Origin of the sequence: Pseudomonas savastanoi (assembly GCF_020917325.1) — a bacterium.
Classification (GTDB): Bacteria; Pseudomonadota; Gammaproteobacteria; order Pseudomonadales; family Pseudomonadaceae; genus Aquipseudomonas; species Aquipseudomonas amygdali.
This window is the reverse complement of the sequence record NZ_CP076652.1, coordinates 2294739-2307207: the sequence shown is the minus strand read 5'-3', so window position 1 is coordinate 2307207 and position 12469 is coordinate 2294739. Positions and strand designations below refer to the sequence as shown.

At 59.6% G+C, this 12469-nt stretch carries 13 protein-coding genes; 6 read left to right on the top strand and 7 right to left on the bottom strand.

The window, feature by feature from the left end:
* Window positions 1-30: 30 nt before the first annotated feature.
* Together KP808_RS09970 and KP808_RS09965 are read left to right on the top strand one after the other, a co-directional pair.
* Complete coding sequence (locus KP808_RS09970) at window positions 31-1059, top strand: FecR family protein (protein WP_005779809.1); 1029 nt, start codon at window positions 31-33, stop codon at window positions 1057-1059.
* Between the two features lie 227 nt (window positions 1060-1286).
* Entirely contained in the window at window positions 1287-1679 is a 393-nt protein-coding gene (locus KP808_RS09965) for a Fe2+/Zn2+ uptake regulation protein (RefSeq protein WP_002553137.1), read from the top strand.
* 33 nt (window positions 1680-1712) lie between these two features.
* On the opposite strand, the gene KP808_RS09960 is transcribed toward KP808_RS09965, so the two are convergent.
* A complete protein-coding gene (locus KP808_RS09960) occupies window positions 1713-1901 on the bottom strand; it encodes a hypothetical protein (RefSeq protein ID WP_005779813.1) in 189 nt (62 codons plus the stop codon).
* A 243-nt stretch (window positions 1902-2144) separates the two neighbouring features.
* On the opposite strand from KP808_RS09960, the gene KP808_RS09955 reads away from it, so the two are divergent.
* Window positions 2145-3953 carry a monovalent cation:proton antiporter-2 (CPA2) family protein gene (locus KP808_RS09955; protein WP_230018305.1) on the top strand — a complete coding sequence of 603 codons (1809 nt, stop codon included), beginning with the start codon at window positions 2145-2147 and terminating at the stop codon, window positions 3951-3953.
* A gap of 42 nt (window positions 3954-3995) precedes the next feature.
* Here KP808_RS09955 and KP808_RS09950 read toward each other — a convergent pair whose 3' ends face one another.
* From KP808_RS09950 to moaB, 3 genes are all read right to left on the bottom strand, one after another.
* Window positions 3996-4922 (bottom strand): glycosyltransferase family 2 protein, encoded by a 927-nt coding sequence (locus KP808_RS09950; RefSeq protein ID WP_058400200.1) that lies wholly within the window; start codon window positions 4920-4922, stop codon window positions 3996-3998.
* An 87-nt stretch (window positions 4923-5009) separates the two neighbouring features.
* Window positions 5010-6221 carry a molybdopterin molybdotransferase MoeA gene (locus KP808_RS09945; protein ID WP_058407618.1) on the bottom strand — a complete coding sequence of 404 codons (1212 nt, stop codon included), beginning with the start codon at window positions 6219-6221 and terminating at the stop codon, window positions 5010-5012.
* 6 nt (window positions 6222-6227) lie between these two features.
* A complete protein-coding gene (gene moaB, locus KP808_RS09940; protein WP_230018303.1) occupies window positions 6228-6767 on the bottom strand; it encodes a molybdenum cofactor biosynthesis protein B in 540 nt (179 codons plus the stop codon).
* 75 nt (window positions 6768-6842) lie between these two features.
* Between moaB and mobA the strand changes: the two genes are divergently transcribed.
* Together mobA and KP808_RS09930 are read left to right on the top strand one after the other, a co-directional pair.
* Window positions 6843-7442 (top strand): molybdenum cofactor guanylyltransferase MobA, encoded by a 600-nt coding sequence (mobA, locus tag KP808_RS09935; protein WP_058400198.1) that lies wholly within the window; start codon window positions 6843-6845, stop codon window positions 7440-7442.
* A 104-nt stretch (window positions 7443-7546) separates the two neighbouring features.
* A complete protein-coding gene (locus KP808_RS09930) occupies window positions 7547-7771 on the top strand; it encodes a YgdI/YgdR family lipoprotein (protein ID WP_002553129.1) in 225 nt (74 codons plus the stop codon).
* A gap of 76 nt (window positions 7772-7847) precedes the next feature.
* Here the strand turns inward: KP808_RS09930 and KP808_RS09925 are convergent, their stop codons facing one another.
* Window positions 7848-8738, bottom strand: a complete 891-nt coding sequence (locus KP808_RS09925) for a pseudouridine synthase (protein WP_230018301.1) — start codon at window positions 8736-8738, stop codon at window positions 7848-7850.
* A gap of 184 nt (window positions 8739-8922) precedes the next feature.
* Between KP808_RS09925 and KP808_RS09920 the strand changes: the two genes are divergently transcribed.
* Window positions 8923-9777 carry a shikimate dehydrogenase gene (locus KP808_RS09920; protein WP_230018299.1) on the top strand — a complete coding sequence of 285 codons (855 nt, stop codon included), beginning with the start codon at window positions 8923-8925 and terminating at the stop codon, window positions 9775-9777.
* Window positions 9778-9780: 3 nt separating this feature from the next.
* Here the strand turns inward: KP808_RS09920 and KP808_RS09915 are convergent, their stop codons facing one another.
* Window positions 9781-10452 (bottom strand): TetR/AcrR family transcriptional regulator, encoded by a 672-nt coding sequence (locus tag KP808_RS09915; RefSeq protein WP_004642739.1) that lies wholly within the window; start codon window positions 10450-10452, stop codon window positions 9781-9783.
* A gap of 107 nt (window positions 10453-10559) precedes the next feature.
* Window positions 10560-12467 (bottom strand): 3-dehydroshikimate dehydratase QuiC, encoded by a 1908-nt coding sequence (gene quiC, locus KP808_RS09910; RefSeq protein ID WP_230018297.1) that lies wholly within the window; start codon window positions 12465-12467, stop codon window positions 10560-10562.
* Window positions 12468-12469 lie beyond the last annotated feature (2 nt).

Below are 12469 nucleotides of genomic sequence, written 5' to 3'. Positions count from 1 at the left end.
AATGCGCCAACGGTATAGGCCGGAGCGCCCATGAGCGACCCTCTTTTCAGCAAGGCAGAACACGACGCGATCACCGATGCCGCTGCGCATTGGTGCATGCGCCTGCATGCCGAAGACTGCACGGCCGCAGAACGAAAAGCGTTCGAGCAATGGCTGAAGGCTCATCCTCTGCATGCGGTGGAGTATGAGGCGATGCGGGAAGTCTGGGACATTACCGGACAAATCGAACCGCTCAATCCGGCCCCTGCACTGCCGATTCAGGCTACCCAGAACAACCAGCCCGTACTTCGTCGCAAGCGCCGCCTGGCACCACTCGCGGCTGCCGCTGCGGTCATTGCCCTGGCTGTCCCGGTCACCGGCTATGTGGGCTGGAATCAGGGCTGGCTGCCTGACGCCTACGAGTCCTACAACGCCGATACCGCGACGCGTCTTGTGGTATTGGCAGATGGCAGCCGTGCCGAACTGAACCTCGGCACCGAGCTGACCTACGCCAACTACAAGGATCGACGCAGCGTCACGCTGAAAAAGGGTGAGGCGTTCTTTGAGGTCAGCCACGACAACACACACCCTTTTGTAGTCGATGCCGGCAAGGGCAGCATCAAGGTCACGGGCACACGCTTCAATGTGTGGATGTATCAGGACCAGGTACGTGTAACGCTGGTCGAGGGCTCGGTTCAGGTCAGCAGTGATCGCGCACATCCGTCGTCAAGCCATCATCTTGACCCTGGCATGCAGGCCAGCTACAAGGCAGGCGACGACGCGCCCCTGATCAGCCAGACCGACACAAAGGATTCGAGCCTGGCGTGGCGTAATGGCAAGCTGATCTTCAATGATCTGCCTCTCAGCCAAGCCTTGCCACTGATCAATCGCTACCTGCAAACACCTATTCTGCTGGCCGATACCGCAACCGGTGCCATGCGCCTGGGCGGCAGTTTCAACACGCGCGACCTGTCCAGCCTGCTGGCCTCTCTGCCCAAGGTGCTGCCGGTTTATGTCACGCAGAACCAGAACGGCAACCCGGTGCTCAACCGCCGGATACCCGACGCGCCCAAAGGCTGAGCGCTCTCGCGTACCTGACTGACGCTGAGCGATTTTGCATCCGCCGATAGCCGGATCAACCGCCCCCCCGCGACTGCCCGATCTTCATCTACCCTGAAACGCACAACGCTGCGGCGACCCCGTGCGCGTTGGCGTTTTTATTTTTTCCATTGATAACTGAGGTTTTGCTGCGCTCGTTCGTCTTAGTAACTGAGATTGTTTAAAAAAGCCTGAAAAGGAGTTTGCGGATGTTCAATCGCCAAGGAATCACGACTCGCACCCTGCTGCGCCAAACAGCACTGGCTGCGCAGGCACAGTCGCCCGCTCTGGAGACAGAGCGGCCCGGAAACGAGCACATCCGACTGCTCCTGAAAAGCTTTGGTCTGCGTACCAGCCTGGTCAGGCTCAAGGTGCTTGATGCGCTTCTGGTATCGAGCGAGGAAGGCCAGCCATTGGGAGTACGGGGCGTGCACAGCCAGCTGCTCAGGCTTGATGTACCGCTGTCGTTTCTAAGTGTGCGCGAAGTGCTCAAGCGCCTGTGCGATGAAGGCGTGATTCATCTCAATGACGACAAGACCTACAGCCTGCACCCTCGTGCCCGACAATGGCTGGGTGATGCGAGCAAGGATGGTGCCCAGTAAAACGGGCCTCGTCATCCTTGCCATTTGCCGCGCTTACCGCTTGACCTTGCGGCGCATGATCCCGTTAAGAATCACGACCAGTACGGCCACGCTGATTGCGATGTACTGAAAGGTTTTTTCGGTGATGACACCGCTGTTTTGCAGGTGCGACAAGCCCAGCATGATCGCCAGAACGCCGAGGGCGATCAGAATCGAGTAAATCAAACGCTGCTTGTTGGTCATAACGGTTTCCTGAATGCTCATGAGCGGGCAGTTGGCACTGCCTGTTTGCGCGCATAGCTTACGCCGATGCGCGACGAATGGCATCGTCAGCCTGCCCTGTTCCCCTCCTTCGCACCCTTCACGCACGCTCTATCAACCGCGTTGATTATTGTCATGCCGCGATGAACGTTGCCGTGTAAAACTCCCATGCTTTAATACCGCCCTGCTCAAATAGTGTGTTCAATTATTACCAAGGAGTTTTACATGCCCCATGAAGGCAGCCTGTTGCAGGCCGCAGTAGTGTTTCTACTCGCCGCCGTGCTGACGGTACCACTGGCCAAGCGCCTGAAGCTGGGCGCGGTGATCGGCTATTTGTTCGCGGGAGTGATCATCGGCCCTTCGGTGCTGGGCTTGATAGGCGATACGGAGAGTGTCAGTCACATATCCGAGCTGGGCGTGGTCTTGCTGCTGTTCATCATTGGTCTGGAGCTGTCGCCAAAGCGTTTATGGGTCATGCGCAAATCGGTGTTCGGCGTCGGCATGGCGCAGGTGTTGCTGACGGGCCTGGTCATTGGCGGGATCGCGTTGTTTGCCTTCGGCCAGTCGCTGAACACTGCGGTCATTCTGGGTCTTGGCCTGGCGCTGTCATCCACGGCCTTCGGCTTGCAGAGTCTGGCCGAGCGCAAGCAGTTGAACAGCCCGCATGGCCGGATGGCGTTCGCTATCCTGCTGTTTCAGGACATTGCAGCAATTCCTTTGATTGCCATCGTGCCATTCCTCGCCGGGGCCGATCACGCAATGGACACCGGCGAAAGCATCAACCACGGCCTGCGCGTGCTGGGCAGCATTGCCATCGTGGTGATCGGCGGGCGCTATTTGCTGCGTCCGGTATTTCGCATCGTTGCCAAGACCAAAATCCAGGAAGTCTCGACCGCCACTGCCTTGCTGGTAGTGATTGGTACGGCGTGGCTGATGGAACTGGTGGGCGTGTCCATGGCGCTGGGCGCATTTCTCGCCGGTCTGCTATTGGCAGACTCCGAATACCGTCACGAACTGGAAGCACAGATCGAACCGTTCAAAGGGTTGTTGCTGGGGCTGTTCTTCATCAGTGTCGGCATGGGTGCCAACGTCGGCTTGCTGCTCAGCTCGCCCCTCGCGGTGCTGGGCCTGACGCTGCTGTTGATCGGAATCAAGCTGCCGATGCTGTTCCTGATCGGTCGTACCGCTGGCGGTCTCAATAACCGCAGCGCGCTGCAATTGGGCCTGGTGTTGGCAGCCGGTGGCGAATTTGCCTTCGTGGTGTTCAAGATCGGCAGCGCTCAAGGGCTGTTCGAGGCCGGGCTGTACGACATGCTGGTGCTGACCATCACCTTGTCGATGGCGATCACGCCGCTGTTGTTCATTGCTCTGGCGCGCTGGATCAAACCCAAGGCCAAGGCCGTCAACGTGCCGGACGAATACCGCGATATCCAGACTGACAAACCACGCGTGGTCATCGCAGGCATGGGCCGTATGGGGCAGATCGTAGCGCGGATCCTGCGGGCGCAGAAAATCCCTTTCATCGCTCTGGATACCGCCGTGGAATCGATCGAGTTTTCGCGCAGCTTCGGTAATGTGCCGGTGTTTTATGGCGACCCGCTGCGTCCGGAAATACTGCGTGCAGCCAAGGTTGATGAAGCGGAATACTTTGTCATTGCAACGGATGATCCGGACACCAACATCAAGACCGCCGAGTTGATCCGCAAGCTGTATCCACACATGAAGATCATTGCCCGCGCACGTAACCGCCAGCACGTTCACCGGTTGATGGACATTGGCGCTCATGCCGTACGTGAGACGTTCTATTCAAGCCTGGAGATGAGCCGTCAGACCTTGATGGGGCTGGGCCTGACCGAAGCACAGGCCGACGCGCGCATCAGTCGCTTCAAGCGCCACGACGAACAAGTGCTGGCCGCACAGCATGAAGTGTATGACGACGACGCCAAGGTTCTGCAGACCGCCCGTGAAGCCAGGGCCGACCTCGCACAACTGTTCGAGGCCGACCGTCTGGACGAAGAGGCTGCGAAACTCTGATGCGCTCGACGCCGGGCGCTCAGCGTCCGGCGCAGAGTTCGCTCAGGCGTAAGGGCTGTCCCAATAGCGCTTGTACATCCCGAGCTTTTTCTTAACGCCGCGGGGCAGGCGCTTTTCCTGCTTGCTGAGCTTGTAGGCCAGCAGCTTCAGCGCATTACGCACGAACGACATGGGCCACCAGAGAATTCGCCGGGGGCCGAGGAATTTAAGCTCGGACTTGACGTAACGCATGCCCTCGCCGCCGATGCCACCAAAGGTTTCGTAGATCCACGCTTCACGGGACTGGAACACACCGATATCGAAGTAACGGCAAAACTCCTCGCGCAGGCTGTAGTTGTGCGAATGACGGCATACGGCCGAACCTTCATAAGCTGCTTTCCAGCCAGCGATCAGCATTTTGGCAGTGACGTACATGTCTTCGGAAAGAATCACATGCCGGGGAAAGCCGCCGATCTCCCGCAACGCTTCACCGCGATAGGCCGCGAACGAGTTGGACATGAATGGCGTCTTGATGCCCAGCGTGCGGGCATCGGCCAGGGTTTTGATCTGCGACGTCGGAGGGTAATTGAACAACCGTGCATGCTGAGCCAGCAGATTGGCGTTCTTGTGCGGCAGTTGACGCCCGCAGACCGCGCCGACCTTGGGGTCGGCGAAAGGCAGCAGAATGTTGGCAATGGCATTGATATCTTCAACGTAGGCGTCCTGGGTCAGGTAGACATAGACGTCATAGTCGGGATGCAGATCGACCATCATCTGCCGGGTGCCGCCGTGGTTGAAGTCCTTGCTGTCGATGCGCAGCACATTGGCACAGCGGGCTTGCGCCAGCTCCAGCGTGCCATCCGAAGAACTGGAGTCGACGATCAGCGTATCGAAGTTCGCAGTCTGCGTAGCCAGTGAGTCCAGCAGACGTTCCAGATCCTTGCGTCCGTTGTAGGTCGGGATCACACAAGCCACTCTCAATGGCGCCATAACAATACTCCAGGGCGAAGTCCGGTTGCCCAACTTGTCAGCGATGTTGAGAGTAGCTCATGCGTGCCCGCCCAACCATTAATGCACTCAGCCCAGCACTTCACTCAACGGGATGAAGTTGACCCAGTCCCCTTCGGCCACCGTTGAGCCTTCACGCACTTCAATCAGGCCGTCAGCCCAGGCGGCGCTGCGCAATACCCCCGAGCTCTGGTTGCGATAGGCCACGGCCCTGCCCTGCTCCAGACGCCCGCGCAGGTACTCGCGACGATTGCCCGGACGCGTCCAGACAAAGCCTGCGGGCACCGGAAACTGCAACGGTGCTACGTCAATCACACCTTGGCGGCGCAGCAGGTAAGCGCGCGCCAGCAAAGCGAAGGTGACCAGCGTGGAGGCGGGATTGCCGGGCAGGCCAATCACCGGTACGCCACGAAAATGCCCGAAGGTCAGCGGTTTGCCGGGCTTGATGGCCAGCTTCCAGAGCGTCAGCTCGCCTTCTTCGCGCAATGCGTGACCCAGGAAATCCGCTTCGCCTACCGAGACGCCGCCCGTGGAGAGGATGAGGTCGACATCGTGCAGATTCGCCAGCGCAGCACGAGTCTTCGCCAGATCGTCCGGCAGGATGCCTGCATCCACCACCTCGCATTCGAGCCGCTTCAGCCAACTGCACAGCAACACCCGGTTGCTGTTGTAGATCTGCCCCGGCCCCAATGGCTGACCTGGTTCAATCAACTCGTCGCCGGTGGACAGCACCGCGACACGCACCCGCCGGATCACCTCAAGCTCGGCGAGGCCCAGCGAAGCAGCCAGACCCAATTCAATAGGACCAAGCCGCGTTCCGGCCGCCAGCACGGTATCACCGACGCGGGTTTCCTGCCCCTGTGGACGAATGTTCTGCCCGACGCTCAGCGGCTCGCTGAAGCACACGCGCTGATCCGCCAGCACCTCGGCGTTTTCCTGCATCTCGACGCAATCGGCACCTTCAGGCATCGGCGCGCCGGTGAAGATTCGTGCACAGGTGCCAGGGGCCAGCGGCTCGGGTGCCTGACCGGCGAAGATGCGCTGGCTGACCGTCAACGGCTCGCCGCTCCAGTCCGCCGTGCGCAAGGCATAACCGTCCATGGCGCTGTTCGGCCAGGGCGGCAGATCCAGCGTGGAGACCAGATCTACCGCCAGCACGCGGCCTTCGGCATCGGCCAGCGGAACACGCTGGCGATCAGTGATCGGCGTGGCCTCGGCCATCGCCAGCAGCCGCGCGATAGCCTCTTCGACAGGCAGCAAGGTTTTCGGCTCGTTGTTCATCAGCACTCAACCACGAGTCGCACAGGGCTCGGCCTGCTTTAGGTGCGGCACGAAGTTGCAGGGCCGGAAGCGCGAATCCAGTTGCTGGGCGAGAATACCGTACCACGCCGTACGCACCGCATTGGTGGAGCCCGGCAGGCAGCACACCAGGGTGCCATTGGACAGGCCCGCCAACGCACGGGACTGAATGGTCGAGGTGCCAATATCCGGCACCGAAATCTGCCGGAACAGCTCACCAAAACCATCAACCTGCTTGTCCAGCAAGCAAGCCACGGCTTCCGGCGTACTGTCGCGGCCGGTAAAGCCGGTGCCACCGGTGATCAGCACGACCTGCACCTGATCGTCAGCGATCCAGGTCGCTACCTGAGCGCGGATTTTGTACAGGTCATCCTTGAGCAGCACACGCTCGATCAGGCCATGACCGGCGTCGGTCAGGCGGTCGACGAACATCTGGCCCGAGGTATCGGTTTCACGGGTGCGAGTATCGCTGACGGTCAGCACGGCGATATTCAGGGGTACGAAAGGTGTGTCAGCCTTGGCTTTCATGGCCTAATCCAGTTGTTAAGGAAACAGGCCGGTGTTATATCACAGCACTCCTTTTGACTGCCCGCCGAGTGTTTGATGAATGTCCTTGCCGCACTGCCGCCCTGCTCTATCCTGCTGCTGGCCGGAGGTCGCGGGCAGCGCATGGGCGGGCGCGACAAGGGCCTGATCGAGTGGCAGGGCAAGGCGCTGATCGAGCATCTGCACCGGCTGACCCGGCCGCTGACCGACGACCTGATTATTTCCTGCAACCGCAACATCGAGCGCTATGCGCAGTACGCCGATCAACTGGTGCAGGACGATGATGCCGATTTCAACGGCCCTCTGGCCGGAATTCGCGCCGCCCTGCCACTCGCCCGGCATCCGTGGTTGCTGGTTTTGCCCTGCGATGTACCTTTGGTCGATGAACCGTTGCTGCAAGCGTTGCGCGAGAAGGCTGTTGAATGCCCGGAGCGACCAATAATGGTGCGTGAAGGCCAGCACTGGCAGCCGCTTTTATGTATGATCCCCATCGCTCACGCCGCAACGCTGGAAGCCGCATGGCAGGCCGGCGAACGCAGCCCGAGACGGGCCCTGGAACCGCTGCAACCAGTCGCCCTGCAACTGGAAGCCGGTGATTCACGCCTGGCCAACCTGAACACCCCCTGTCTATTGACCGGGATCAGCGAGAAACCGTAGCAAGTGGCTGGCTATTGAACTTGCTGACGGTGTATACGGAACTTTGCCGACGGTGTATCCGTCTGAGAGTTCAGTAAATCAAGAATCCATCTGGAGACACAGTAATGAAACAACGGACCCTTCCCGCTGCCTTCCTGCTTGCATTGAGCATTGCCTCCCTCGCCGGCTGCGCATCGCCCACTGTGATCACCTTGAACGATGGTCGTGAAATCCAGGCTGTCGACACGCCAAAGTACGATGAAGAATCGGGCTTCTACGAGTTCAAGCAACTCGACGGCAAGCAGACCCGCATCAACAAGGATCAGGTACGTACCGTCAAGGATCTGTGATCCGGGCGTCGCGTGACTGATTTGGAAAAACCCGCCGAGTGCGGGTTTTTTTTGGCCGTCAGCCCGGCTTTAGCGCTTACCAGTCGAGTTCAAGCAGGCTCTCGAACTGACGCTGTTCACCGCTGAGCGGGTCGATGAAGCGCAAGCCCTTGGCCAGCAGCTTCAGAGGGTTTTGATAATCGTCGACAGGGTCTTTTACCACGTCCGGGTAGAACGGATCGTTGCAGATCCCCGCGCCCAGCGCTGCCATGTGCACGCGTAGTTGATGTTTCTTGCCGGTCACCGGATAAAGCCCGTACCGCCACAATTGATCCTGCCGCTCGAGCACCTCGATCTGCGTCCGGGTATTGCTCGCCCCTGCTCCTTCCTGCATGCGAAAGAACGGTTCGCCTTCAACCAGACGGCTTTCGTGCAAACGTGGAAACTCCAGGCCCGGCAGCGCTGGCGCAATGGCTTGGTAGAACTTGTCGATCTGCCGGGTGGGAAACAGTGCCTGATAAGCCGAGCGCGTCTGTCGGTTGGCGGAAAACAGCACCAGCCCCGCGGTGTGCCGGTCGATACGGTGCAGCGGTACCAGATCGGGGTTGCCCAGGCGATGGATCAAACGGCGCAGCAACGTCTGCTCGACGTACTCGCCTGCGGGTGTCACGGGCAAAAAGTGCGGTTTGTCCGCCACCACCAGATGCTCGTCGGCGTACAGAATCGTTTCGAGCACCGGGATCGGCGTTTCATTGGGCACCTCACGGAAATAGTGAATGCGCAGGCCCTCGCGGTAAGCAAGGTCAGGCGCGATGGCCCTGCCGTTTTCGTCCAGCACCCGCCCACGGGCAATACGGTCCAGCCATTGTTCGCGGCTGATGGCGGTGAATTTCGCGCACAGGCAATCAAGCACTGTGGCCCACGCGCCCGGTGGCAGGTACAACGTGCTGGCTTGTTGCTGTGCGGCGCTGAAAACGGAATCGGGCATGTGCGGCGTGAACTCTGGCTGATCTGAAGCGGCTGGCCGTGGATTATCACTGATTAGTGCGATCACCGCACAACATCGCTGCGTAGTAATCGCCTGCCACCTGCGGCACTATTAACCATCTGGTACATTCTGCTCAACACCTGCTCTGGACCGGGCAGTGGCACAAAAACAAGAGACGTATTCTATGACCCATGCTGAAAAAACATCCGTTCTCGCCGGCCTGATCGGCTCGGGTATCCAGGCCTCGCGAACGCCCGCCATGCACGAGCACGAAGGCGATGCACAGAACCTGCGCTACTTGTATCGGCTGATTGATATCGACGCCCTGCAACTGGACATCAGCGCCCTGCCCCGGCTTATCGAAAGCGCACAAAACTGCGGCTTCACCGGCCTGAACATCACCTTTCCGTGCAAGCAGGCAGTTATCCCCTTACTCGACGACCTGTCCGCCGAAGCCCGCGGTATCGGCGCAGTGAATACCGTGGTGTTCAAGGACGGCAAGCGCATCGGTCACAACACTGACTGCCTGGGCTTTGCCGAAGGCTTCCAGCGCGGCCTGGACAAGGCTCCACGTCAGCAGGTGGTGCAAATGGGCGCAGGTGGCGCAGGCGCTGCCGTGGCTCATGCGTTATTGAGCGCTGGCGTCGAATGCCTGACGGTATTCGAAGTCGAGCCGCAACGCGCGCAAGGCCTGGTGGACAACCTCAACGCGCATTTCGGTGCCGGACGGGCGCAGGTGGGTGTCGATTTGCCTGCCGCGATGGCCAAAGCCGATGGCCTGGTCAATACCACGCCGGTCGGCATGACCAAACTGCCAGGTACGCCGCTGCCGGTCGAGTTGCTGCGCCCTGAGCTGTGGGTTGCGGAAATCATCTACTTCCCGCTGGAAACCGAACTGCTCAAGCATGCCCGTGCGCTGGGCTGCCGCACGCTGGATGGCAGCACCATGGCGGTGTTTCAGGCAGTCAAGGCATTTGAGTTATTCAGTGGCCAGTCAGCCGATGCAGAACGGATGATGGCGCACTTCCATACGCTGTAAACCTCAGCGCTTGAGATAACGCAGCACAGCGTCGCAAATCATCGCCTTGTGACGCTGTTTGACCTCCTCGCTCCACAGCTCGATCTGGAAAATTTCGCTGAAGGTATGCCGGTTGGAGATCCGGTAGAAGCAGAACGAACTGATCATCAGGTGCAGGTCCACCGGATGAACCCCATCGCGGAACAAGCCACTGGCCTCGCCGCGTCGCAGGATGCCATCGAGCGCCCTGATGATATTCTGGCTTTTGGCCTGGATCGAATCGGACTGTTTGACGTTCTCGCCGTAATGAATGTTTTCGATGCACACGATACGCACGAAATCGACGTTGCTGTCATGGTGATCGAAGGTGAATTCAACCACGCGATGAATCGCCTCGACAGGCTCCAGCTCACTCAGGTTCAACTCGCTCTCGGTGTTGCGAATCGCACCGTAGAGTTTTTCCAGCACTTCGACATACAGCTGCTCCTTGCTGCCGAAGTAGTAATAGATCATCCGTTTCGAGGTTTTAGTTCGCTCGGCGATGGCATCGACGCGCGCGCCTGTAAGACCGTGGGCAACGAATTCGGCGACAGCAGCCTGAAGAATATCTTCGCGGGTTTTTTCCGGGTTGTTCTTGCGGCCCTTGGGCGCAGTAGCGGCAGGTTCAACGGCAACGGCGGAGTCGATTTTTTTCATTGTTGGCTCATGACCACGGGTAATGCGCGAAGTATGAAGCTGACCGCAGGCAGAGGGAAGCTGCGAGGCATTCGCACCCTCGCAGCAGCTCTGCAGTCGATCTCGCGTTACAGCCGCGCCTGACGCGCTGCCACATTGCGCGCCTTGGCCATCGCCGCCAGACGCACCGGCACGTTGGCCGCGCCATAGCCCACGTAGCCATTCTTGCGTTGCAGGATCTCGAAGAAGAAGCGCCCGTCGAAGGCATCTGTGTAGACATGGAACAGCTCGCCGCCCTGCGCATCGCGGTCATAAAGCACGTTGTAATACGCCAGTTCGCTGAGAAACTCTTCATCGAAATCGAAGCGGGCTGCCAGGTCGTCGTAGTAATTGAGCGGGATGTCCAGCAACGGCACCCCCGCTTCCTTGGCGCGGCTGACCTCGGCAAAGATGTCTTCACAGGAGAACGCAATGTGATGCACCCCAGAGCCGCGATAACTCGACAGCGCGTGGGAAATGGCCGTGTTGCGATTCTCGGAAATGTTCAGCGGCAAGCGCACGGTACTGCAACGGCTGCGCAGTGCGCGGCTCTTGACCAGACCGTAGGGGTCGGGCAGCACCACTTCGTCATCGGCCTCGAAATCCAGAATGCTTTTGTAGAACAGTACCCAGCTGTCCAGGCTGTCAGCGGGCAGCGCCATGGCCATGTGGTCGATACGCTGCAAACCACCCTTGGCAACCGCTTGCGGGTCGACGACAAAATCGCTGTCGTAAATCGATTCTCCGGGCGCAGCGTTATCAACCAGATAGATCAGGCTACCGTCGGGCGCGCGGACCGAAGGAATCTCCCGCTCATTGGGGCCGACCAGCCCGCGATACGGCTGGCCTTTGAAGGCCCGCGCACGCTCCAGCGACTGATGGCCGTCATCGACGCGCAAGGCAGTGGCGCACAACGACGGCCCGTGGGCCTCGAAAAAGCTGTGGGCAAAAGAATAGGGTTCGGCATTGAGCACGATCTTGATATCACCCTGCCCCAGCAGACTGACCGCCTTGGAGCGATGCTGACCCAGCTTGGCAAAGCCCAGCCGTTGCAGCCAGCCCGACAGGCGCGCGCCGTGGCTCTCGTCGACCGCGAACTCCAGAAACTCGACGCCGTTGTAAGTGCTGGCAGCGGGCGGGTTGAAAAGTATTTCAGGAACAGCGGCTGGCTCGTCACGCGCCATCAACTGGCGGGTTTTTTCCTCCAGATAAAGCAGCGAACGCAAACCGTCCGCCGCATTGGCGCGAGTCGGGGCGGCACGGAAACCGTCGTTGAACACTTCCAGCGACAACGGACCGGTGTAGCCACTGCGCAGAATCGGCGCGAGGAAACCCGCAAGATCAAACTCGCCTTGACCGGGGAAGCAGCGGAAATGGCGGCTCCACTCCAGCACATCCATGGCCAGAATCGGCGCGTCGGCCATTTGCACAAAGAAGATCTTGTCACCCGGGATTTGCGCAATCGCGCTCGGGTCGCCCTTGAGTGACAAGGTATGGAAGCTGTCGAGCAGCACACCGAGTGCCGGATGATCAACCTGACGCACCAGGTTCCAGACCTGTTGCCAGGTGTTCACATGCTTGCCCCAGGCCAGCGCCTCATAACCGACACGCAGGTTACGGGCTCCGGCACGCTCGGCCAGCAGGCTCAGGTCATCCAGCAGAATGTTCTCGTCGCCCACCGAATCGGCAGACGCATTGCTGCAGACCAGCACCAGATCGGTGCCCAGTTCCTGCATCAGATCGAATTTGCGTTCGGCACGGTCGACATTGCGCTGCAGGCGATCACGGCGGCAGCCTTCAAAATCCCGGAACGGCTGGAACAGGGTAATGGCAATGCCCAGATCAGCACATATCTGCCTGACGTTGCGTGGGCTACCGTCGTAATACAACAAGTCGTTTTCGAAAATCTCGACGCCGTCAAAGCCGGCTGCGGCGATGGCTTCGAGCTTTTCGGGCAGAGTACCGCTCAAGGATACGGTAGCAATTGAACGCTGCATGC